The organism is Bartonella vinsonii subsp. arupensis OK-94-513 (assembly GCF_000278235.1).
GTDB classification, from domain to species: Bacteria; Pseudomonadota; Alphaproteobacteria; order Rhizobiales; family Rhizobiaceae; genus Bartonella; species Bartonella arupensis.
Window position 1 is genome coordinate 547,881 of record NZ_JH725037.1, and the last position, 24,429, is coordinate 572,309.

Annotated in this window: 18 protein-coding genes; 12 read left to right on the forward strand and 6 right to left on the reverse strand. The window is 41.9% G+C overall.

All coding sequences use genetic code 11. From position 1 onward, the window contains the following. The first annotated feature begins 19 nt into the window (after positions 1 to 19). From ME1_RS02255 to ME1_RS02270, 4 genes are all read left to right on the forward strand, one after another. A complete protein-coding gene (locus tag ME1_RS02255; RefSeq protein ID WP_004862661.1) occupies positions 20 to 829 on the forward strand; it encodes an exodeoxyribonuclease III in 810 nt (269 codons plus the stop codon). 66 nt (positions 830 to 895) lie between these two features. Next, positions 896 to 2,392 carry an efflux transporter outer membrane subunit gene (locus tag ME1_RS02260; RefSeq protein ID WP_004862663.1) on the forward strand — a complete coding sequence of 499 codons (1,497 nt, stop codon included), beginning with the start codon at positions 896 to 898 and terminating at the stop codon, positions 2,390 to 2,392. After that, a complete protein-coding gene (locus ME1_RS02265) occupies positions 2,389 to 3,609 on the forward strand; it encodes an efflux RND transporter periplasmic adaptor subunit (RefSeq protein WP_004862666.1) in 1,221 nt (406 codons plus the stop codon). The genes ME1_RS02260 and ME1_RS02265 overlap by 4 nt, the downstream gene beginning before the upstream one ends. Before the next feature lie 3 nt (positions 3,610 to 3,612). Beyond that, positions 3,613 to 5,616, forward strand: coding sequence for a MacB family efflux pump subunit (locus ME1_RS02270; RefSeq protein ID WP_004862671.1), 2,004 nt, complete (start codon positions 3,613 to 3,615; stop codon positions 5,614 to 5,616). A gap of 109 nt (positions 5,617 to 5,725) precedes the next feature. Here the strand turns inward: ME1_RS02270 and ME1_RS02275 are convergent, their stop codons facing one another. The 5 genes from ME1_RS02275 to ME1_RS02295 form a co-directional block, all read right to left on the reverse strand. Further along, positions 5,726 to 6,400, reverse strand: coding sequence for a YdcF family protein (locus tag ME1_RS02275; RefSeq protein ID WP_004862673.1), 675 nt, complete (start codon positions 6,398 to 6,400; stop codon positions 5,726 to 5,728). A gap of 3 nt (positions 6,401 to 6,403) precedes the next feature. After that, on the reverse strand, positions 6,404 to 7,357 hold the full coding sequence (locus tag ME1_RS02280; RefSeq protein WP_004862678.1) for a cell division protein FtsX: 954 nt from the start codon (positions 7,355 to 7,357) through the stop codon (positions 6,404 to 6,406). Further along, positions 7,350 to 8,009, reverse strand: coding sequence for a cell division ATP-binding protein FtsE (gene ftsE / locus ME1_RS02285; RefSeq protein ID WP_004862680.1), 660 nt, complete (start codon positions 8,007 to 8,009; stop codon positions 7,350 to 7,352). Before ftsE ends, ME1_RS02280 begins: the two co-directional genes overlap by 8 nt. A 488-nt stretch (positions 8,010 to 8,497) precedes the next feature. Then, the gene (acs, locus tag ME1_RS02290) at positions 8,498 to 10,456 is read right to left on the reverse strand and encodes an acetate--CoA ligase (protein ID WP_004862683.1); all 1,959 of its coding nucleotides are present in this window, start codon (positions 10,454 to 10,456) and stop codon (positions 8,498 to 8,500) included. Positions 10,457 to 11,335: 879 nt separating this feature from the next. Further along, on the reverse strand, positions 11,336 to 12,016 hold the full coding sequence (locus ME1_RS02295; protein WP_004862686.1) for a YggS family pyridoxal phosphate-dependent enzyme: 681 nt from the start codon (positions 12,014 to 12,016) through the stop codon (positions 11,336 to 11,338). Between the two features lie 177 nt (positions 12,017 to 12,193). Between ME1_RS02295 and leuS the strand changes: the two genes are divergently transcribed. Then, the gene (leuS, locus tag ME1_RS02300; protein WP_004862689.1) at positions 12,194 to 14,836 is read left to right on the forward strand and encodes a leucine--tRNA ligase; all 2,643 of its coding nucleotides are present in this window, start codon (positions 12,194 to 12,196) and stop codon (positions 14,834 to 14,836) included. Continuing rightward, positions 14,823 to 15,413 (forward strand): LPS assembly lipoprotein LptE, encoded by a 591-nt coding sequence (gene lptE, locus ME1_RS02305; protein WP_004862693.1) that lies wholly within the window; start codon positions 14,823 to 14,825, stop codon positions 15,411 to 15,413. The genes leuS and lptE overlap by 14 nt, the downstream gene beginning before the upstream one ends. Here the strand turns inward: lptE and fsa are convergent. Further along, positions 15,410 to 16,063, reverse strand: coding sequence for a fructose-6-phosphate aldolase (gene fsa / locus ME1_RS02310; protein ID WP_004862696.1), 654 nt, complete (start codon positions 16,061 to 16,063; stop codon positions 15,410 to 15,412). The genes lptE and fsa overlap by 4 nt on opposite strands. A 455-nt stretch (positions 16,064 to 16,518) precedes the next feature. Between fsa and ME1_RS02315 the strand changes: the two genes are divergently transcribed. From ME1_RS02315 to ME1_RS02340, 6 genes are all read left to right on the forward strand, one after another. Beyond that, positions 16,519 to 18,741, forward strand: a complete 2,223-nt coding sequence (locus ME1_RS02315; protein ID WP_035011605.1) for a primosomal protein N' — start codon at positions 16,519 to 16,521, stop codon at positions 18,739 to 18,741. Between the two features lie 507 nt (positions 18,742 to 19,248). Next, positions 19,249 to 19,833 carry an ATP synthase F1 subunit delta gene (gene atpH / locus ME1_RS02320; RefSeq protein ID WP_004862708.1) on the forward strand — a complete coding sequence of 195 codons (585 nt, stop codon included), beginning with the start codon at positions 19,249 to 19,251 and terminating at the stop codon, positions 19,831 to 19,833. Further along, positions 19,833 to 21,368, forward strand: coding sequence for a F0F1 ATP synthase subunit alpha (gene atpA, locus ME1_RS02325; RefSeq protein ID WP_004862712.1), 1,536 nt, complete (start codon positions 19,833 to 19,835; stop codon positions 21,366 to 21,368). The genes atpH and atpA overlap by 1 nt, the downstream gene beginning before the upstream one ends. A 20-nt stretch (positions 21,369 to 21,388) precedes the next feature. Next, entirely contained in the window at positions 21,389 to 22,300 is a 912-nt protein-coding gene (locus tag ME1_RS02330; protein ID WP_004862715.1) for a F0F1 ATP synthase subunit gamma, read from the forward strand. A gap of 19 nt (positions 22,301 to 22,319) precedes the next feature. Beyond that, positions 22,320 to 23,936, forward strand: coding sequence for a F0F1 ATP synthase subunit beta (gene atpD / locus ME1_RS02335; protein WP_004862718.1), 1,617 nt, complete (start codon positions 22,320 to 22,322; stop codon positions 23,934 to 23,936). 72 nt (positions 23,937 to 24,008) lie between these two features. Further along, on the forward strand, positions 24,009 to 24,422 hold the full coding sequence (locus tag ME1_RS02340; RefSeq protein WP_004862722.1) for a F0F1 ATP synthase subunit delta/epsilon: 414 nt from the start codon (positions 24,009 to 24,011) through the stop codon (positions 24,420 to 24,422). Positions 24,423 to 24,429 lie beyond the last annotated feature (7 nt).

Genomic DNA, 24,429 nt, shown 5'->3' on the forward strand with positions numbered 1-24,429 from the left:
AACATTGGAATTGAAACAGATGTTCTTTCGTCTTGCTACTTGGAATATTAATTCTATTCGTTTACGTCTTGCACAGATTTTTCACTATTTAGATCTATTTCCCGCAGATATTTTATGTCTTCAAGAAACAAAATGTCCAGATACTCTCTTTCCACGGGAGGCTTTTGAAGCAGCTGGTTATCAGCACATCGCATTGAGTGGACAAAAGTCTTATAACGGTGTGGCAATTGTTTCACGATTGCCTTTTAAGAGCGTTGAAAAACGTTTCTTTTGTCAAAAACAAGATTGTCGTTACATTTCGGTGATTGTTGAAGTTTATGGAAGAGACATACAAATTCACAATTTTTATGTTCCTGCTGGGGGGGATGTGCCTGACGCACAGGTGAATGAAAAATTCCGTCATAAACTTGATTTTTTAGAAGAAATGTCTTCCATTCGGGCGGATCAGGGAAATGGTTTTTCTTCTCTTTTGGTGGGGGATTTGAATATTGCTCCTTTGCCAGAAGATGTTTGGTCTCATAAGCAATTATTGAAGGTTGTAAGCCATACACCCATTGAGACTGAGCGTTTACAAGCTTTATGTTGCCAAGGAGGGTGGGTTGATCTAATGCGGTTGCATATTCCCGTTCCTACAAAGCTTTACACATGGTGGAGTTATCGTGCACGCGATTGGGCGCTTGCTGATCGTGGGCGGCGGCTTGATCATATTTGGTCTTCTCTAGATCTTGCGCCTTTTGTTATGGATCTTGCAATTTTTCGTAGCTCACGGGGGTGGGATCAACCCTCAGATCACGTTCCTGTACAAACTATATTTGATTTTTCACAATAAGTTTGAAATAAGAACATAGTAAATGAAGTATTAATGGATTGATTCTGAAAACATATGGGAGAATGGATGCAGATCAAAAGTCTAGAGTGGGTTACTTCTAACAGATTGCTTTGTAGTGTTTTGTTGTGTTTTTTTATCTTATCAGGATGTATGGTTGGTCCTAATTACAAGAAAACATTTTTTCGTGTTCCAACAAGTTGGGGAGAGCAAACTGCACAGACTGCAGGACGTCCGGTTGTGCTTGCTGGATGGTGGCGGCGTTTGAATGATCCTGTTTTGAATACGTTAGTGGATATTGCAATTTCTGGAAATAATAATGTGGCTATTGCTAAAGCACGAATTCGCGAGGCGCGTGCGAGTTTAGGGCAAGCTAGGGGAGCTCTTTTGCCGAATATAACAGGTTCAGTTACAACAGATCGTTCTGGTTATCTGGTATCACCTAGTATTATGAACAAATATATAAATCACTCTAGTAGTGTTTTTGATGCGAGTTGGGAGCTTGATTTTTTTGGTGGACATAAAAGAGCGATGGAGGCCGCGCGTTATGGCTTTGAAGCCGCTATAGAAGATATGCGTGCTACCATGGTGACATTACTGGGAGATGTCGCAACAAATTATGTTCAAATGCGTGGTTGGCAGCAAAAGTTGCTCATTGTGCGGCAAATTGCTGTATCACAACGTAAAACATATGAATTGATGTGTGCCAAATTGAAGGCTGGTGATGTTTCAGAACTCGATGTTTCCAATGCGCAAGCGCAAATGGCTAATACAGAAGCCGATATAGCACAGATGGAAGCAAATGTGGCAATGAGTATTCATCGTCTTTCTGTCTTGACGGGTCATTTTCCTATGGCTTTGAAGGATCTTCTGCAAAAAAATGCAAAACAAGCAAAAATTCCGCAACCAAAATGGCCAATACCAGCAGGAATTCCGGCCGATATTTTGTTAACACGTCCAGACTTACGGCGGGCAGAGCGTCAATATGCACAAGCAACAGCGCGGATTGGTCAACGTGAGGCAGAACGCTATCCGTCACTCACTTTAACGGGTAAGATTTCAACAACACCGGAGACAATTCATGAATTATGGAAGACGTCAACAATTTCTTGGTTGTTGGCATCCGGTCTTCGTTTTCCTTTTTTTAATGGGGGACAGATTGAGGATTCTATTGCGATAGCGCGGGCACAACGTGATCAAGCTTTTATTACTTATCGGGCTGCTGTGTTGGAAGCGTTAGAAGATGTGGAAAATGCGCTTGTGAGATTAACGAAAGAACATCAACGTCTAGAGAAGCTTATTGTTGCAAATAAAGCTTCTTTGCATTCTTTAAAACTTTCTCGGAGCCTTTTTGAAAATGGAAATACCAGCTTCCTTGAATTGTTAAATGCTAATCGCTCCTATTATTCTGCACAAATGGCTCTTAAAGATAGCCGTGTTTCTTTGGTTACTCAATATGTTGCGCTTATGAAAGCATTGGGTGGTGGTTGGGATGGCGTTGTGGATGTATATCGTCCAGAAGTTGTTGATGGTGCACCGCGTTCGCGTGCAAAGGTAGGGCAATGAAAAAAAGTTTATTCAAAAATTTTATTATAAAACGCAAAAAGCTTTCCTTATTTTTAACCGTTATATTTCTTATTGTTTTGTTATGGCTGCGTTCTGTTTTTTTTGGAACATCAACACCAGCTTATATAACCGCGGTGATAAAACGTGGTGATATCGAGGAAAGTGTTTTGGCCTCTGGTCTTGTCCGCCCTTACCGGTTGGTTGCTGTTGGTGCACGTGCGACAGGGCGGGTGGTGTCAATGCGTGTTTCCCCTGGTAGTGTTGTGAAGGAAGGGGATCTCTTGGCAGAAATTGATCCTATAGATCAAGAAAATGATCTAAAGAGAAAGAAAGCAGCATTATCGCATTATGAGGCGAGTTTGATAGAACAAGAAGCTTATCTTTCTCTTGCACAGAAAAATTTAGAACGTCAGAAAAAAATGATTGAATCACACGCGATTTCACGCGCTAATCTCGATGATGCTGCAACACAAGTGAAAATACGCGAAGCGCAAATTGCACAACTTCGTCAGCAAATTGTACAAGCACAAATTGATGTGGATAGTGCAGAGGTTAATTTGGGTTATACGCGGGTAACTGCTCCTTCAGCGGGAACAGTTTTAGCAACGATTGTAGAAGAAGGGCAGAATGTCAATGCGGTTCAGTCGGCACCGACAATTGTGATTTTAGGTGATTTATCAAAGATGACTGTTAAAGCGCAAATTTCAGAAGCTGATATTCTTAAAGTTCAAGCTGGACAACCTCTGTATTTTACAGTTTTCGGTAATTCGCAGCGTCGTTATGAGGGAACTTTAGAGAGGGTGGAGCCAGCTCCTGAATCCATTCGTGCGGATGTGAGTATTAATCCTGGCGTCATGGATTCTAGTGCTCTATCATCATCGGCTATTTATTATAATGGGATTGTTCATGTTGATAATAAAGACAATTTTCTGCGGACTTATATGACTGCGCAAATTCATATTATCTTAGGTCGTGCTCAAAATGTTTTGTTGGTTCCAAGTGATGCTTTACGGGACGAAACACAAGACCGTAAAGCATGGGTTTCTGTTTTGGAAGGGCGAAACAAAGTAGTTACCAAACAGGTGACGATTGGACTTAATAATAAAGTTGTAGCAGAGGTTGTTGCAGGGCTAAAAGAGGGTGATGTGGTTATCACGGGTGTGCGTGATGGTGTGATGCCAGATGTTCCTGATGTACACAGCAAAGATGAAAGCTAAAGCATGAAAGCAGACAAAGCAGATGCTGTCCTCGTTTTGGAAAATATTGTGCGCAAATTTCCCGCAGGGGAAACATTCGTCACTGTTTTGAAGGGCATTAATCTCACGATTAAACGCGGTGAAATGGTAGCGATTGTGGGAGCTTCCGGTTCAGGAAAATCCACATTGATGAATATTCTAGGCTGCCTTGATCGACCAAGTTCTGGGCGTTACTGGATTTCTGGGAAAGAAACAGCCTCCCTTTCTCCCGATGAATTATCGGCTTTGCGGCGCAATCATTTTGGATTTATTTTCCAGCGTTATCATTTGTTGAATGAATTGACAGCTTTGGGCAATGTTGAAATTCCAGCTATTTATGCAGGTTGCCCTGTGGCAACAAGAAAAAAACGTGCACAAGACCTTTTAACACGCTTAAATATGGGTGATCGGATAAATCATCGTCCAAATCAGCTTTCGGGCGGTCAGCAACAACGGGTTTCTATTGCGCGTGCTCTCATGAATAATGCAGAGGTTATTCTTGCCGATGAACCAACGGGTGCATTAGATAAACAAAGTGGCCAAGAAGTGTTGCGTATTTTGGATGAGCTTCATCAAGAAGGACGCACCATTATTATTGTAACCCATGATATGCAGGTGGCTGAAAGAGCAGATCGTATCATCGAAATCAGTGATGGGGAAATTATTGCTGATCATATGACAAAGGATGCAAAAACAAAAGCAGTAGATGCAAAAACAAAAATCGATGAGCAATATGGAGAAACAAATCTCAAAGATAAACAACAGCTAGGTTTTTTTCGTTCTTTTTTCGAGCGTTTCCGTGAGGCATTTGTCATGGCTTTGTTAGCTATGAATTCCCATAGGATGCGGACTTTTTTAACAATGCTTGGGGTGATTATTGGTATTGGTGCCATTATTGCAATGGTGGCTTTAGGAAATGGGACACGAGAGAAAATCCTAGAAAATTTTAAAAGTTTAGGGTCTAATACATTAACAATTTTGCCTGGAAAAAGCTTTTCTGATCCACAAGCAGACAAAATAACAAGCCTTGTGGAAGCGGATGCAGAAGCGCTTTCTGATTTGCCCTATGTTTCTGGTGTAACACCTCAGGTTTCAACAAGCGCAAAGGTGCGTTTTGGTTCTGTTGAAGTCAATGCTGTCATTATGGGGGTGGGAGAACAATTCTTTCAGACACAGGGGCTCAAGGCTGTCAAAGGGCAGTTGTTTGATCAGAACAGTGTGCATGAGAGAGCGGTGGATCTCGTGATTGAAAAAGAAGCACTCTCTGTTCTTTTTCCTCATAGCCATGAGAATCCACTTGGGAAAGTGGTGCATGTGGGTAAAGTTCCAGCGCGTATTATTGGTGTTGTAGATCCGCAAAATCAAACAAATGGTGGTGTATCAAATACGATACAGGTTTATTTGCCCTATACAACTGTACAAACGCGTTTTCTTGGAACAACGCAGGTCCGTGCCATTACAGTTAAGATTGATGATAATGTAGATGCACATTTGGCTGAAACCATGGTAAAGCGCTTTCTTACAATGCGGCATGGTGAAGAAGATTTTTTCATTAGAAATTCAGAATTCTTTCGTGAACGCATCATGGAGAGTACACATATTTTAACTTTGTTAGTCTCTTCCATTGCAGCTATTTCACTGATTGTGGGGGGAATTGGGGTGATGAATATTATGCTGGTCACAGTTTCTGAGCGGATTAATGAAATTGGTGTGCGTATGGCGGTTGGGGCACGTCAGAGTGATATTTTGCAGCAATTTCTCATTGAAGCGATTTTGGTTTGTGTCATTGGTGGTGGTTTAGGAATCCTGTTTGGATTCTCCATCGGTGGTTTGTTTTTGCTCTTTAAGGCGCCTATTCACCTGATTTATACGGTTGATTCCATCATCCTCTCTCTTACTTTTTCGACTCTCATTGGGATATGTTTTGGTTTTTCACCAGCTAGACAAGCTTCACGGCTTGATCCTGTTGTTGCTCTCTCACGCGATTAGGCATCAACCATTGCAGTGAACATGTTTTCTTTCGTGTGTTTATACTGGATAAATATGTCTTACGGTGTAAGGAGCCTTGAAAGATTTTAAGAAAATCAACGTGAAAAGCTTAGAATACGGTTCTTATGTATACTTGGATTGTTTTGATGTATTGGAATAAAAGAATGCGTATTTGATTGATCTGTTGTATCGTGCTTTCATTGCTGTTCTTTTTAACAGGATAAGCAATAAAATTGACCTCAGGCATTAAGTATTTAAGCTCACGTAAAGAGCGCCACATGTGGTAATCATGGGTAACGATATAAAGTGTTTGATAGTGGTGTTTTTTAATCCAAGCTGCGCTTTCTTTGGCATTTCCTTTTGTGTTTGTCGCTTTATGTCCGAGGTCAACGCAACAGGTAAAGAGCTGTGGAGTAATATGCGTGTTGTGCATCAAACTCTTCAGATTGGTTGTTGTGTGTACGCCACTGATCAAAAGTCGTGAACCAAGTCCTTTTTGGAGGAGGCTCAGCCCTGTCTCTATTCGGTTTTCTCCCCCTGTCAGAACGATAATTGCATCTGCTTTTGGCAAAGGAGTTGGGGGTTGAAGCCGTTCGGTTTTTTCAGCAAAAAGAATGAAACCAATACAAAAGAGGAGAGTGATTATTAAAAGAGAAAGTGCTGTGGGTGGAAAATAGCGAAACAAGCAGCGTAGAGTCCATAGATTGCCTCTGATATGCTTTTGATCAGAATGCTCTGGATTGCATTCTATGAGTGATTTGGAATCGTATAGGTTTTTGGTCATAAATTAAAATAAGCCGTTTTCACATTGATCAATTTTTTTAAGTTGTGCTAAAATAGTCATACGGTTTGTAAGCATGGTAAGAAGAGAAACAAAAAAAATAAGACCAATGATTTTTCCATAAGGAATGGAACTTATGGAAAGATGTCCAAACATAGCGGTGATTTGGCTGGTTGCTATTCTCCCTAGGTTATAGTTTGTCCAAAGGATAAAAGCAGCAAATAGAAGTATGCTTGTGATACCACCGTATAATGCACCACGCAGTGCAGTTTTAAAAAAATGCCAGTCGAATTGTCGTGCAATAAAAAGTGTTTCAGTTCCAAGAAAGTATAAGACATTGATAATATGCGCATTCTCTGCCAATGCATTGCGTGTGGAAAAAATAACCGTGAGTATCAGTGAACTGAGAACCAACATTAAAATTGAAAAACCAATGAAAACAGTTGTATGTGCCATTGTTGTAAAACGGTCTATCCAAACGCGATGATCATCAAACTGGCCTCCTGGAATTTGTGTTTTGATGGCGTTATTAATGGCCTGAAAGTTGATGGCTTCTTTCTCGTTTAGTGTGACGATGATAAGGCGGGGAAGGGGCAATTCATTAAGACTTAAACCCGTACCTAGCCACGGTTCGAGTAATTTTTCAGTTGCTGTTTGGTCAACAATTTTGGCATCTTGTACACCATGAAATGTTTTAACCAATTTCACGGCGTCATAAAGAGCTTTTTCGATATCAACGTTTTCTATAGGGCGTATTTGAATCGTTGCTTCATAGCTAATTTGATTACTCCAACCTTTAGCGGCACGCTGTACAAGATCAACCCCGATCAAAGTAAGGCTTGAGAGAAAAGTCATAATAGCAATCACTGCAACCAGTGCTCGGCCAGAAATATTGCCGCTTGGAATAATCGGAGTTGTATATTTTTGATTGCTTGTAAAAATTGGGAAAGACTTATTCATGAATTGTCATCCGTCCATTATGGAGAAGCATACGCCGTGCTGCGACCTGTTCCATCAGTGCGACATCATGGGTGGCAATGATGACAGCTGTTCCAAAACGGTTTAATTCAATAAACAAACGGAGCAAGCGTTTTGCCAAAGGTGGATCAACATTTCCTGTAGGTTCATCAGCAAGTAGAATTTCAGGTTGGTCAATCAGTGCACGGGCAATTGCTACTCTTTGTTTTTCTCCTCCGGAAAGAACGGGAGGTAAAACATGAATATGATCTCCAAGGCCTACCCAACAGAGAAGATCTTCCACTTCACTGCGATAAGTTGCTTCTTCTTGTCCCTTAATGCGTAAAGGTAAAGAGACATTTTCATAAGTGGTCATGTGATCAAGCAGACGAAAGTCTTGAAAAACGACACCTATACGCTGTCGTAGTGCAGGAAGCTCTTGTCGTTTGAGCAATGCGGTATCGTTTCCAAAGAGATCAATATGACCGCGGGTTGGTTTGAGTGCCAAAAACATTAGACGCATCAACGACGTCTTCCCCGCTCCAGAGGCGCCAGTGAGAAATTGAAATGATCCGGCAGGAATATGAAAGCTAATATCACGAAGGACCTCAGGGCCCATTCCGTAGCGCAGACCAACGTTTTCAAAATGAATCACTTTTTGTTACCACTTCTGCTTTTATAGTGCATCATTCTAAGGACTTTTGCTCTCATTGCTTTAAGCTTTTGGTTGAATTCACATTCTACAGTTCTCTCTTTTTTCACTGTTTTCAGCTTGTGCTTGAGAAAGGATATCTGTGATAATATAACCAATGATTGCTTTTCCTTATTTTACCTTTATTTGTGATTTTAGCAGGAATTCCAAAGTGTTTCTAGCAGAAACATAAAAGCCAATACGCCTGTTTTTTGACAAGAGATTTTCGTATTTTGCGGTTGAAAAAGGTTATTTTGCCTTTACTTCTCCTATTTTTTGTTAAAGGTCATACTTCTTGGAGTGTTTTTTTTAATCTTTCCTTGTTGGCATTGAGAAAGAATATCTGTTTTTAGAAAGATTAAGTAACTCCATAGCCATTTTCCTTCACCGGTGACTTGAACAAAGAGTGTTCATTTTAGCAGGGAAGTCCAAGTCACCGTTTTTGTTTTATATTACGTTGTGGGCTCTATATTTTGGCGGTTAGCAATGAGATCTTCAACGACTTGTGGTTCGGCTAGAGTTGAAATATCTCCCAAATTATCAAGATTATTTTCGGCGATTTTTCGCAAAATACGTCTCATAATTTTCCCCGACCGTGTTTTGGGCAATTGAGGGGCAAATTGAACTTTATCCAAAATAGCAATGGAGCCTATTTCCTTTCTGACATGTTGAATAAGGTCTTTTTGCAACTCTTCACTTGGGGTTTTGCCTTCCATTAAGGTGATAAAACTATAAATGCCTTGTCCTTTAATGGAATGAGGATAGCCAACAATCGCAGCTTCTGAAACAGCAGGGTGAGAAACAAGTGCTGATTCAATTTCGGCTGTACCTAGCCTGTGTCCAGAGACATTGAGAATGTCATCAACACGTCCTGTAATCCAATAGTAACCATCGCTATCGCGTTTACAGCCATCTCCTGTGAAATATTTTCCTTTATATGTCGAAAAATAGGTTTCAATAAAGCGTTCATGGTCATTGTAGAGGGTACGCATTTGACCTGGCCATGAGTCAATAATACAGAGGTTTCCTTCTGCTTCACCTTCCAAGATATCGCCTTGTGCATCTACGATTTTAGGTTGAACACCGAAAAATGGACGTGTAGCAGAACCCGCTTTAAGTTGTGTTGCACCGGGTAAGGGGGTGATCATATGTCCTCCCGTTTCCGTCTGCCACCATGTATCGAGAATGGGACAGCGGTCATCTCCAACCGTATGGTAAAACCATTCCCATGCTTCTGGATTGATCGGTTCACCTACCGTGCCTAAAAGACGCAAAGATGTTCTTTTCGAGTGTTCAACAAAGGAATTTCCTGCCCCCATTAACGCACGAATAGCTGTTGGTGCTGTGTAGAGTGTGTTTACTTTATGTTTATCGACAATTTCCCAAAATCTGCCTTTGTCTGGAAAGGTGGGTGTTCCTTCAAACATTAAAGTCGTAGCACCGTTGCACAAAGGACCATAAATCAAATAAGAATGTCCAGTAATCCAGCCAATATCGGCAGTACTCCAGTAAATTTCTCCAGGATGATAATCAAAAACATATTGATGTGTCATCGATACATAAACAAGATAGCCTGCTGTTGTATGCAAAACACCTTTTGGTTTGCCTGTTGAGCCAGAGGTGTACAGAATAAAAAGTGGGTCTTCAGCGTTCATGTGTTCGGCTGGACAGCTTGTTTTGGCATGGGAGACTTCTTCATGGTACCAGAAATCACGCCCCTCTACCCAATGAATGGGTTTACTGGTGCGCCGTATGACCATGACTTGATCCACATGCACATGTTGGCGTGCTGCAATCTCAATAGCATGATCAACATTGTCTTTTAAGTTAATCTGTTTTCCTCCACGCAAGCCTTGATCAGCGGTAATGATGAAAGTTGATTCACAGTCAACAAGGCGTCCTGCTATTGCCTCAGCAGAAAAACCAGCAAAAATAACCGAATGAATAGCACCAATGCGGGCGCAAGCAAGCATGGCATAGGCTGCTTCAGGAATCATCGGTAAGTAAATGGTCACCTTGTCGCCTTTTTTAACACCATGATCCTTCAAAATATTCGCAAAGCGACAGACATGTTCATAGAGTGCGTTATAGGTTATTTTTTTATCATGATAAGGGTTATCCCCTTCCCAAATCAGCGCGATTTTCTCACCATGGCTTTTTAAATGGCGGTCAATGCAATTATAGGCAACATTTGTTATTCCATCCTCGTACCAGCGAATGGAGACATCATCATTAAAAGAAGTGTTTTTTACTTTTGTATAAGGTTTAAACCATTCAATACGTTGACCATGTTTTGCCCAGAAGCTTTCTGGATCATTGATACTCTCTCGATACCATTGTTGATAGGTTTCTTCATCAATCAGAGCATTTTTTTTAATATTCTCTTGTATTGGATAAATTTTTTCAGTCATAAGTCCCCTCTTTAATCATTTTTTGTTTGGAAAAATAAGCTATTGTCTTTTTGCTTTTTAGCAGAATTTTCCCAAAAGTTTTTTCTTATACGAAAATTTTCATTTTGAGATTAGACTAAATGACAAAGATTTGCATTGTCAATTTTTAAAATCTGGCGCAATTGTTTTAAAAGGGGTCTCGTGCAGTCTTTTGATATCTAAAAGCAGAAAAGTTACTCATAATAAAATGATGTAAATTATATAAAAACATAAGAACTTCTTGTTGGGGATCATTTTTTATAAGCTCATCAAGAAATTAAAGTTTAAAAAACTTCGTATAAAAAGATAGAGGGGAAGAGGGCGATTTATAGATTATCGGCATCATTCGTAAAGTTATCTACCAAGTGCGAATGAAGCGCGAAGATTGCGATGGTATAGGTTTGTTGCTTCCGTAAAAGGTAAAAAGTGTGGTACGCAGTGCGTTGCATTATACTTTTTAAGGAATAATACGAGGGGATGATGCTAGGAGAGAGAAATGGGAGCAAGGAGAAATGTTTCTTAAAAAATACATAAGCTAGGAATGAATTGAAAAGCTAAAATGAATTTTTTGCTTGTTTTTTAGAAAAAGGAAGACAAGCAAGTGAGCTATCAGATTATGAGCACACTCAAAACATCCTCTTTTTGTCCATCTTACGCCATTAGCAATGGGGTGATCCGTTTGTGCGGATTGGAGAGGTTGATGCAATCTGTGGTTTACAAGAATCTTCGCAATGACTGTGCGCACGGTTTTTTGCGATCATTTGATTTCGCAGTTCTTTTTTCCCTACGTGTGCAATGCACTGTTATCATCTTCTTATGACAAAAGGATTCTTTTTTGCAGCATTGTTATTAGTAAGGCAGTTAGGTTGGGCGGTTTCCAAACAAAGCAGAGCCAATACGAAGGATATTAGAGCCAAATTGAAGCGCTGTTTTAAAGTCATTGGACATGCCCATTGAAAGCTTTGGAAGACCGGCTTTTTTTGCTAGTTTTGCTAATAGTACAAAATAGGGACCGGGGTTTTCTTGTACTGGTGGAATGGCCATAAGACCGATAATATCAAGTCCGTAGTGATTTTTGCAATGAGCAACAAAAGGAACCACTTCTTGCGGTGCAAGTCCACTTTTTTGCGGTTCTAAGCCAATATTGACCTGAACATAGCAGGGGAGGTGTTTATTTTGTTTTTGCATTTCTTCAGCTAAGCTCTTGGCTATTTTTTCACGGTCAATCGTTTGAATGACATCAAAAATTTTAACAGCTTCTGCTGTTTTGTTTGACTGTAAAGGGCCGATAAGGTGGAGTTCAATTTTTTCAAATTGTTGACGCAGGTGGGGCCATTTTTCGGCAGCTTCTTGCACGCGGTTTTCTGCGAAAAGACGCTGTCCTGCTTGCAAAAGGGGGGATATGTTGTCTGCTGGGACAGTTTTTGAAACAGCGATAAGTTGGACGTCTTCTATGGAGCGGTTATAGTCTTCACATGTTTGCGCAATGTCTTTTTGAAGACTTTTCCACGCTTCAATGGAGGGGTGCTGTTCTGTGTTCATAAATTTCTTTCTTTCTGTTCTTATTGAGAAACGAGATAGTTGTTTATAGTAATTGCTTATCAAAGTTTTGTAAGATACTTAATAAAATATTGGTTGAAAATATTGACGATGGAGTTAATCCATGGTGAAGCATAAAAACAAGTTTTTTAGTTCAATTTTATAAAGAGTATAATGACAATGACAATTGAACGTTCTCATTTAAGCGAACGCTATAATCCACGTGCCCGCGAACAAAAATGGCAAGCGATTTGGGATGAAAAAAAGATTTTTCAAACCGCTCAAGAAGACTGCCGTGAAAAATATTATGTTTTAGAGATGTTCCCTTATCCTTCTGGGCGCATTCACATGGGGCATGTGCGTAATTATGCCATGGGAGATGTTGTTGCGCGCTATAAACGTGCAAAGGGGTTTAATGTGCTTCATCCTATGGGATGGGATGCTTTTGGTATGCCGGCGGAAAATGCCGCACTGCAAAATAAAATTCATCCCAAAGCTTGGACTTATCAAAATATTGCGGTAATGCGTGGGCAATTACAAAAATTAGGGCTTTCATTGGATTGGTCGCGCGAGTTTGCTACTTGTGATGTGGATTATTACCACCGCCAGCAAATGTTGTTTCTTGATTTCTATCAAAAGGGATTGGTGACGCGTAAAGTGGCCAAGATCAATTGGGATCCCGTTGATCAGACTGTGTTGGCAAATGAACAGGTTGTTGATGGGCGGGGATGGCGTTCTGGCGCGTTGGTTGAACAGCGTGAATTGACGCAGTGGTTTTTTAAAATTAGTGATTTTAGTGAAGACCTTTTGGCTGGACTTGAAAAGCTTGATCAATGGCCGGAAAAAGTCCGCACTATGCAAAAAAATTGGATTGGGAAGTCACAAGGTTTACTCATTCGTTGGGCTTTGAAATCAACAGAGCCTGCCCATGAGGCTTGTGAGACTTTGAAGGAAGTTGTCTGTTATTCAACACGCCCTGATACGCTTTTTGGTGCTTCTTTTTTGGCGCTCTCTGTTGATCATCCCATTGCGCAAGCTTTAGCGCAAAAGGATAAAGCGCTTAGCGCTTTTATTGAAGAGTGTCGGTGTGGTGGGACGACAACTGCAGCACTTGAAACAGCGGAAAAACAAGGTTTCCTGACACCTCTTTTGGCTGTTCATCCCTTTGACTCAACGGTGCATATTCCTGTTTATATCGCCAATTTTGTGCTTATGGATTATGGGACAGGAGCTGTTTTTGGGTGTCCTGCTCATGATCAGAGAGATTTGGATTTTGCTCGTAAATATCATCTCCCTGTGCAGCCGGTGGTTTTGCCAAAGGGGATAAGTCCAGAAGATTTTGTGGTTGAAGAAACGGCTTATACGGGCGATGGTGTGATGATCAATTCAGACTTTTTGAATGGTTTGACACCACAGCAAGCTTTTGAAGCCGCAGCGAAAAGGCTTGAGGGGCAAATGCTTCATGGTCAACCGCAAGGGCAAAAAACGGTGCAATTTCGATTGCGTGATTGGGGAATTTCGCGGCAGCGTTATTGGGGATGTCCGATTCCGATAATTCATTGTGACGCTTGTGGGGTTGTTCCAGTGCCTCGCGCTGATTTGCCTGTTGTGTTGCCTGAGGATGTGACTTTTGATCAGCCAGGTAATCCTCTTGATCGCCATAAAACATGGCAAGCCGTTGCCTGTCCTGTCTGTGGGCAACAGGCTAGACGTGAAACCGATACTATGGATACATTTGTCGATTCTTCTTGGTATTATGCACGTTTTACCGCGCCTTTTGCGCAAGAACCAGTCGACAAAAATGCGACAACTGAATGGTTGCCTGTGCAGCAATATATTGGCGGAATTGAACATGCAATTTTACACCTTCTTTATGCACGCTTTTTTATGCGTGCTATGAAAATGGTGGGGTATGTGACGGTGGATGAGCCATTTAAGGGGCTTTTTACTCAAGGGATGGTGGTTCATGAAACCTATCGGGATGATCAGGGTTGGGTTTCACCAGAAGAAATTTCCATTGTTGAAAAAGATGGAAAACGTCAAGCTTACAAATTGTCTGATCAAAGTGAAGTGACAATTGGTTTGATTGAAAAAATGTCAAAATCAAAAAAGAATGTCGTTGATCCTGATGATATTATCGCTTCCTATGGCGCTGATACTGTACGCTGGTTTGTGTTGTCGGATTCTCCTCCTGAACGGGATGTTATCTGGACAGAATCTGGTGTTGAAGGGGCGCATCGCTTTGTGCAACGTGTTTGGCGCTGTGTGGCTTTAAGTGCTCCAGTGTTAAGAGAAATTGCACCATGTGCAGGGCATCAGGGAGCAGCTTTGGAGCTCTCAAAAATTGCACATCGCACCCTTTGTGCTGTGGAGGATGATTTGGAAAAATTTGCCTTTAATCGCGCCATTGCACGCCTTTATGAATTCTTGAATATTATGGCTCCGTTATTAAATAAAGTGGAAAGTGTTGAAGATGAGATGAAGGCAGCTTTGCGTCAAGCGATGGATTTTTTTCTTGCATTGATTGCACCTATCATGCCTCATTTAGCAGAGGAGTGTCATGCTGTTTTAGGAGGGAAAGCTTTGATTTCTGAGCTTCCGTGGCCTGTTTATGACCCCGCATTAACTGTTGAAGAATGCTATAGTTTGCCGGTACAGATTAATGGTAAAAAACGTGGTGAGGTGACTGTAGCAGCAACAGCAAGTGAAGAGATGATTAAAGAAGCTGTGTTAGCTCTTGATTTTGTCCAAGCGCATTTGGTGGAAAAATCAGTCAAAAAAATGATTATTGTTCCCAAAAGGATTGTAAATGTCGTTGTTTAGAAAATTTGTTTTTGTGGGTTTAGCTGGTTTGCTTACGCTTTTGTGCGGGTGCATAGTGGAGCCGCTTTATCATGAGGAAACACAGATTTCGACGACAATACGTTCTGTGGATTCCGTTTTTGAGGATTCGTATGTAAAACCAAAAGCTTTGAGTCTTTCCCAAAAACTTGCTTCCATTGTTGTTGCAGAACCGTCAGATCGTTTTGGTCAAATGGTGCGCAATCATTTGTTGTTCCTTCTTTATGGAAATGGGCGGAAACCTTCTGCTCCGGCTTATCAATTAGCGTTGCAAACATCCACATTTACACGAAATTCTGTACAAATAGAGATGGATCGCGCTAGGAAAAGAGAGGGACGCCCTTCTGTTGGAACCGTGATGGGAAAAGTTTCCTATATCTTGCAAGATATGAAAAATGTTGTGATTGCCGAAAGTACGGTAAGCATGAGTGCATCTTTTGAACGGCTTCGCCAAGAATATGCAACCTTGCAAGCAGAGGAAGATGCGCAAAAACGTGTGGCTGAAGAATTAGCTGAAGAGATTCTCCTGCTGCTTTCAAAAGATCTTTCACATCATTAAGCGATATTTTGTCCGGTTTTTTGCCAATCTTCTAGAAAGATTTGCAAACCTTTGTCGGTTAAGGGGTGTTTGACTAGTGCTTTTAAGATTTTGGGTGGGACGGTTGCAACATCCGCACCACTCAAGGCTGCTTCTTTGACATGATTCACGGTGCGGATTGAGGCTGCTAAAATTTGTGTTGCAAAACCGTAGTTATTATAAATTGTACGAATTTCATGAAGCAGTTTAATGCCATCCATTCCGCAATCGTCGATTCTGCCGATAAAAGGTGAGACAAATGTTGCGCCTGCTTTTGCGGCTAAGAGAGCTTGATTGGCGGAAAAACAAAGTGTGAGATTTGTTTTTAATCCCTGTGCTGTAAGGGCTTTACAGGCTTTTAATCCATCGAGCGTTAAGGGAAGTTTGATGCAAATATTATCAGCAATTTTTGCTAAAACAGCTGCTTCTTCCATCATGCTTTCAAATTGAGTTGCTGCAACTTCGGCCGAAACGGGCCCATCAACGAGAGTACAAATTTCTTTTGTAACTTCAAGAATATTGCGTCCCGATTTGAGTATAAGAGAGGGATTGGTGGTAACACCATCAACAAGGCTTAAATTTTGTAATTCTCGAATCTCTTCAATATCAGCACTATCCACAAAAAATTTCATATTCAGCCTCCTTGTTTTTAAGCTTTGTACTTCAAAGCCTCTGATGTTTTTCCTGCGTCTGTTATGCGCTTTTGTTTATCGCAAAAGCAAGAGGGAGGATGTATGTTATCCTATGATAAGTTGGATTATAAAGAGGGCAAAAATGGGGGATCAGGAAAGCACACAATGTGTGAAGCATTTTGTTTCAATGTTAGTACTTATGGTGTTCTTATGAAATGCTTATAATGTATGAAGCTTATAATGATAGAGTTCCATTTGTTATGGAGGAGAAGGCACTCTTTTTTGTGTTTGAGGGGTATGATGAAGGACTTCTTATTTGCTAGCTGTTGTTGAAGGGCATGCAATGATAAGGCATGCAAAGGCTTTTTCATAACGCTGTTAAAATAAATTGTAGAGGCGTGGTTTGGATATAGGGGCTATCGTTGATACAAAACTAGTTGGTAGAAAAGATAAAGATGGGATCAAAGGTGACAGAGGACGTGACAGAGAAAAAGATTGTTTCCGTTTTGGTACCTCTCCCCGTTTCTCAGGCTTATAGTTATAAAGTTCCCTCTTCATTGGAGTGTGAAATTGGCAGTTTTGTTCGTGTTCCAGTGATGGGGCGCCAAGTTTGTGGTTTTGTGGTGGATGTTGAAGAGCAGATCACACAAGATGGGGGAAAAGCTACAGCTGTGGCGTGTAAAAAACTACGCTCTGTTCTTCATGTTTTTGATTGTCCGCCCTTAAAGGCAGAGATGATGACATTTTTGCGTTTTGTAAGCCGCTATACGATGACGCCTTTTGGTCTTGTTGCCCGATTGGTTTTATGTGTGCCGGCTGCTTTAGAACCCGAAGCACAAATGCTGGGCTTGCGGTATTGTGGAGGAGATGTGGAGCGTCTCACACCAGCGCGGTCACGGATTTTGGAGTTGGTGCGCGATGGTGGAATTTGGACCCGTTCTGGTTTGGCGCATGCGGCAGGAACTTCTGTTTCTGTTGTTGAGGGGTTGAAAGCGCTTGGAGTGTTTGAAGATGTTATGGTGCCGGCTCCTGCTCTTGTGGCGTTGCCCAATCCTGATTTTTGTCCCCCTCAGTTGGAAGGAGAGCAGAGTGAAGCAGCACGACTTTTGCGGGAGGGGGTTTTGTCTTCTCAGTTTCAAGTTTTTTTGCTTGAGGGTGTTACTGGGTCAGGAAAGACAGAAGTTTATTTTGAGGCGGTTGCTCAGGCACTCACAAGTGGCAAGCAGGTTTTGATTTTGTTGCCAGAAATTGCTTTAACACAACAATTTTTAGATCGGTTTCATGCACGTTTTGGGGCATCCGCAGCAGAGTGGCATTCAGATTTGGCACCACGGCGTCGGGAACGTGTGTGGCGGCAAGTTGCAGAAGGACGGGTGCGGGTTGTGGCTGGAGCGCGTTCGGCGCTTTTCCTCCCCTTTCCAGAGCTTGGCTTAATTGTTGTGGATGAAGAACATGATAGTGCTTATAAACAAGAAGAGCGCGTTTTTTATCATGCACGTGATATGGCGGTTGCACGGGGCTCTTTCGAGAATTTTCCTGTTATTTTATCTTCAGCAACACCATCGATTGAAAGCCAAGCAAATGTTTTGTGGGGACGTTATCAACGGGTCCATTTACCGTCGCGTTTTAACGCGGCGGCACTTCCGCAGTTGCGGGTGGTTGATATGCGTAAAGGAGGAGTGCAAAAGGGACGTTTTATTTCCTCTGCTCTTGAAGGAGCTCTGACAAAAACGCTCGAGAAGGGTGAACAGGCGCTGCTTTTTCTCAATCGACGTGGTTATGCACCTTTAACTTTGTGTCGGATTTGTGGACATCGTTTTCAGTGTACAGATTGTTCTAGTTGGTTGGTTGAACATCGTTTACAAGGGCAGCTTAAGTGTCATCATTGTGGGTATCATCAGCCAATTCCAGAGGCGTGTCCTGAATGTGGGACTTTAGATCATCTCGTGGCTTGTGGACCAGGGGTGGAAAGAATTGCTGAGGAAACACAAAAACTTTTTCCACAGGCGCGGTTGTTGATTCTTTCAACCGATCTCAAAGGTGGAATTGGTCAGTTGCGGCGTGAATTGCAATCGATTGCCAATGGTGAGGTGGACATTATTATTGGTACGCAGCTTGTCGCTAAGGGACACCATTTTCCTGGGTTATCTCTGGTGGGAGTGATTGATGCTGATCTTGGTCTTGCCAATGGTGATTTACGGGCCGCGGAGCGCACCTTTCAACTCTTGTCTCAGGTTACAGGAAGAGCAGGGCGTATGGGATTAGAAAGTGTAGGATTATTGCAAACCTATCAACCTGATCATCCAGTGATACAAGCTTTGCTTTCTCAACAATGTGAGGATTTTTACACGCATGAAATTGCTATGCGGCAACATTATCATTTGCCACCTTATGGGCGGCTTGCTTCTTTGATTGTGTCTTCGGAAAAACGCCAAGCCGCGGAACATTATGCACGTGCGTTGCGCCAAGTGGCTCCACGGGAGAAAAATATCTCGGTCATGGGACCAGCAGAAGCACCGTTAGCTCTGATTCGAGGACGTTATCGTTTTCGGCTTTTGTTACAGGGACAGCGTTCTTTTGATGTACAAGGATATATTCGTACAATGCTTACAAGTGCCCCTAAAATGCCTTCTTCCGTTCGAGTTCAGATTGATATTGATCCGCAAAGTTTTCTCTGAAAACACTGCAAATGTAATAAGACAATAAAATAATGGGGAGGTTTATTTGCAAGATGCTTGAAGGAGAGAGAATGAAAAAGTCAATTTCCTGCTTTTTTAAGGGGAACAGAGGTTAATTATTACTCGCTTATATGTTTGAATTAATACATTTTTTTGTGGCGACAGCTCTTTTGGTGACGAGCGTTTTGCTTTTATTATCAGTCCGTTTGGGAAATAAAGATAAAGAGACTTGAAAAATCTATCAGGAAATGTCAAAAGAAAATACAAGAGAAACTGTGGTTTTGACCTGCATATCTAAGAAACTGTTTTTAAAAATATTTTGAATATTTTATAAGAAATTTTCAGAAAGCATCGATTTGGAGTGTTGCGAGTCGATTGTGTCTATGCTAGAAACCAAAAAGTTTTTTGTTCCGCGTTTTAAGGAGAAGATTCTTAAAGTTCGGAGTGTCTGATTTATTTCATCTGATAATTATCAGAGAGTCGCTCAAGGGAAAGAGGCGGTATTTCGTGTCGGATTCATTTTCTCTTATACCGCTGCCATTGGTAGATCAACGCTATGCGCAAGCACTTTTTGATTTCGTTCAAGAAGCGGGAATCGTTGAAAAGGTTGAAAAGGCAGTGGCATCTTTTTTACTTGTCTTGGATCAAAATGAAGACTTAAAGCGCTTTGTGCAAAGTCCATTCTTTTCGGTAAAAGAGCAGGTTGAAGTGATGCGTTCTGTTTTTGAGTGCATGAAATTTGATGATAAGGGTGCTGGTCAGATTTTTGGTGATTTTTTGCGCGTTGTCGTAGTAAACCGTCGGCTTGGTGCTTTGTCTGGTATTTTACATGCTTTTCAACGTCATGTTGCTCTCTCTCGTAAAGAGAATTCAGCGCAGATTGTTTCTGCTCGTCCATTGAGTTCTCAACAAGAACAAGAATTGCGCGTGGCTTTGGAAGGTGTCGTTGGGGGAAAAGTTTTGCTACACACCCTTGTGGATCCAACAATTCTCGGTGGATTGATCATTCGTGTGGGGTCGTCTCAGATTGATACGTCTCTTGCAACAAAATTATCTTCACTTAAGCTTGCATTGAAAAAAGAGGTCAGTTGATGGATATTAGACCATCTGAAATTTCAAAAATTCTCAAAGAGCAAATCAGAAACTTTGACCAAAAGGCTGAAGTTTCAGAAATTGGTTGGGTTTTGTCTGTGGGAGATGGTATCGCCCGCGTTTACGGTTTGGATAATGTCCAAGCAGGAGAAATGGTTTCCTTTTCAAATGGTGTGCGCGGGATGGCGCTGAATTTGGAAATCGATAATGTCGGTGTGGTTATTTTCGGATCAGATCGTGATATTCGTGAAGGGGATACCGTTAAACGGTTAGGTACTATTGTTGATGTTCCTGTTGGTCCTGCACTCCTTGGCCGTGTTGTTGATGCATTGGGAAATCCTATAGATGGTAAGGGCCCCATTAAAGCAACAGAGCGTCGTCGTGTGGATGTTAAAGCACCAGGAATTATTCCACGTCAGTCAGTGCATGAGCCAATGTCTACCGGATTGAAAGCTATTGATGCACTTATTCCTATTGGACGGGGACAGCGTGAATTGGTGATCGGAGATCGACAAACGGGAAAAACAGCGATTTTGCTCGATACATTTTTAAATCAAAAGCCATTCCACGAAAAAGGTGCTGGAAAAGACCAAGATAAAGTCTATTGTATCTATGTTGCCATTGGGCAAAAACGTTCAACAGTGGCACAGTTCGTTAAGGTTTTGGAGGAACGTGGAGCTCTTGAATATTCCATTATTGTAGCAGCTACCGCTTCTGATCCTGCTCCACTACAGTTTATCGCTCCTCTTGCTGGTTGTGCAATGGGTGAGTATTTCCGTGATAATGGTCAACATGCTTTGATTGGATATGATGATCTTTCAAAACAGGCAGTTGCTTATCGCCAAATGTCTCTTTTGCTCCGTCGTCCGCCTGGTCGTGAAGCTTATCCTGGTGATGTCTTTTATCTCCATTCGCGCCTTTTGGAACGGGCTGCAAAGCTCAATGCTGAAAATGGTTCCGGGTCTTTGACAGCGTTACCCGTTATTGAAACACAAGCAAATGACGTTTCTGCTTATATTCCTACCAATGTGATTTCAATCACCGATGGGCAAATTTTTCTGGAAACCAATTTATTCTATCAGGGAATTCGTCCTGCTGTAAATGTTGGTCTTTCTGTCTCGCGTGTTGGTTCTGCTGCACAGATTAAGGCGATGAAGCAGGTTGCTGGTTCAATCAAAGGGGAATTGGCACAATATCGCGAAATGGCAGCTTTTGCGCAATTTGGTTCCGATTTGGATGCCTCAACGCAGCGTCTTTTAAATCGTGGGGCGCGTTTGACAGAGTTGTTGAAGCAGCCGCAATTTTCTCCGCTCAAAACGGAGGAACAGGTTGTTGTTATTTTTGCCGGTGTGAATGGTTATCTTGATTCCTTGGCAGTTTCTGATGTTTCTCGATTTGAGCAGGGGCTGTTGACTCTCTTCCGGAGTGATCACCAAGATCTTTTGAAAGCAATAGCAGATCAAAAGCAGATAACCGATGAGCTTAAGGAGAAGTTAAACACTGTCCTTAAGAGTTATGCGAAGAATTTTTCGTAATGAATTGATGGAATGCTTGAATGGCGTCGTTGAAGGATCTGAGAGACCGTATCGCCTCGGTTAAGGCAACCCAGAAGATTACAAAAGCTATGCAAATGGTTGCAGCAGCGAGGTTGCACCGTGCGCAAGAAGCAGCCGAATCTGCACGCCCTTATGCTACGCGGATGGCTGCTATTTTAGCCAATGTTGCTGCTGATGTTGATGGAATCGATGCTCCCCCTCTCATGTGTGGGACTGGTCGTGATGATGTGCATCTTTTGGTGGTCTGTACGGCTGAGCGCGGATTGTGTGGTGCTTTTAATGTGCAAATTGCCCGTTGTGCTCGCGAAAAAATTAAGGCACTCCTTGCTGCCGGTAAAATCGTCAAAATTTTGACCGTGGGTAAAAAGGGAGCAGATATTTTATCACGCGATTACAAAACGTTGATGATTGATCACATTGATTTGCATTCTGTAAAGCGCATTGGTTTTACAGAAGCAGCGATGATTAGCCAGCGGGTTATTGATTTGTTCAATGAGGGTGCATTCGATGTTTGTACGCTCTTTTATTCTGAATTTGTTTCGGTGATCAATCAACGTCCAACTGCTTTTGGTTTGATCCCTATGATTTCTTCCAAAGAGTCTCTTGAAACAAAAGAGACTGTTGAGAAAAATGATAAAAACGCAGATTTACAATCGATTGTTTATGAATATGAGCCCGATGCAGCTTCTCTTTTAGAGACACTCGTACCGCGCAATCTTTCAGTACAAATCTTTCGGGCTTTGCTTGAAAATGTCGCGGGTGAGATGGGTGCAAAGATGACAGCTATGGATAATGCATCTCGTAATGCGGGTGAAATGATTAATAAATTGACGGTGGCTTATAATCGTCAGCGTCAGGCACAAATCACAACAGAGTTGATCGAAATTATTGCGGGCGCAGAAGCGCTTTAAACGGAAAAGGTAAGAATTGATGGTAAAAGCAGTGACGTCAAGCAAGGGAGCAGAAAAAGTTACAGAAAAAAAATCAGCTGCTCGTTCAGGCGTAAAAAAAGCCGCCTCAAAATCTCAAACGAGCATGAAGGATGCTTCTGGTTCTGTACCTGCTTCTTCTCAAAAAACTACGCGTGCAAGTTCTAAAGAGGTGCGTGGAAAAGGCGCCGTTGGTGAGATTAAACAGGTGATTGGTGCTGTTGTTGACGTGCAGTTTGAAGGTGCATTGCCAAATATTCTCAATGCATTAGAAACAGAGAATTTAGGCAATCGGTTGGTTTTAGAAGTTGCGCAGCATTTGGGTGAAAATACGGTGCGCACAATTGCTATGGATACCACAGATGGCTTGACGCGTGGGCAAAAGGTCTTTGATACAGGAACACAGATCAGTGTGCCTGTTGGGGAAGCAACGCTTGGTCGTATTATGAATGTTATTGGAGAGCCCGTTGATAATGTTGGACCAATTGCAGCAACGAAAATGCGCTCTATTCACCAAGATGCTCCTGAATATGTGGAGCAATCAACCGTGTCGGAAATTCTTGTCACGGGTATTAAGGTGGTTGATTTGTTAGCACCTTATTCTAAGGGCGGAAAGATTGGTTTGTTTGGAGGCGCTGGGGTTGGTAAAACCGTTCTCATTATGGAGCTGATCAACAATATTGCAAAAGCGCATGGAGGTTATTCTGTCTTTGCTGGTGTGGGAGAACGTACCCGTGAAGGAAATGATCTTTATTATGAAATGATCGAAAGCCGTGTGAATGTGAATCCCAAAGAGAATAATGGTTCAACAGAAGGATCGAAATGTGCACTGGTTTATGGGCAAATGAATGAACCACCAGGAGCGCGTGCACGTGTTGCTCTTTCCGGATTGACTATTGCAGAAAGCTTCCGTGATGAGGGACAGGATGTTCTTTTCTTCGTGGATAATATTTTCCGTTTTACGCAAGCTGGTGCTGAAGTGTCAGCCCTTTTAGGACGTATTCCTTCTGCTGTGGGATATCAACCAACTTTGGCTACGGATATGGGCGCTTTGCAAGAGCGTATTACCAGTACTAAAACAGGATCTATTACCTCTGTTCAGGCTATTTATGTTCCAGCAGATGACTTGACGGATCCAGCACCCGCAACTTCTTTTGCCCATTTGGATGCGACAACAGTTCTTTCACGTTCTATTGCTGAAAAGGGAATTTATCCAGCAGTTGATCCACTCGATTCTTTCTCGCGTATGTTAGATCCATTGATTGTCGGTGAAGAGCATTATACCGTTGCTTGCCAAGTGCAAACCATTTTACAACGTTATAGAGCGCTCCAAGATATTATTGCTATTCTTGGAATGGATGAACTTTCTGAAGATGATAAGCTGCTGGTAGGGCGGGCGCGTAAAATTGAACGTTTCCTTTCGCAACCTTTCCATGTGGCGGAAGCCTTTACTGGTTCACCTGGAAAACTCGTCTCTTTAGAAGAGACAATCAAAGGCTTTAAGGGGCTTTGTGCTGGTGATTATGATGATTTGCCAGAAGCTGCTTTTTATATGGTTGGTGGGATTGATGAAGCCATTGAAAAAGGAAAGCGTCTCATTGCAGAAGCTTCTTCTTAAGAAGAAATCTGTAACGAATGCTTGTTGTAGAAAGGACAAGAGGTCTTTGTATCGAGCTTCGTGGAGGTTACTGTGGAAAACAATAGAGTAGAGTGTTTTTTATTTGAGCTTGTGGCGCCTGAAAAACTTGTGTTTTCAGAACAAGTGGTATCTGTTGTTCTTCCTTCTGCATCAGGGGCTCTAACAGTTATGGCGCATCATGCGCCCTTGGTGACAAGCATTGTTTTGGGGAGTGTTCGTGTTCTCACTTCTTCAGGGGAAAAGCTGTTTGCTGTTTGTGGGGGCGTTGCAAATATTACCTTTTCGGGCTGCTCGCTTTTAGTAGAGAAAGTGGTGGCGGTTGAGCATCTTTCTTTTGATACTTTGGAACAGCAGATTTTGCAGGTTCGAGCAATATTAGAAGGCATTTCAAGTGATGAGGCAAATCGTAAGGTAGAAGAGTTTTTCCATCAACTAGCAGCTGGCGCTGGAGTGACAGAGGCGTAAAGGATTA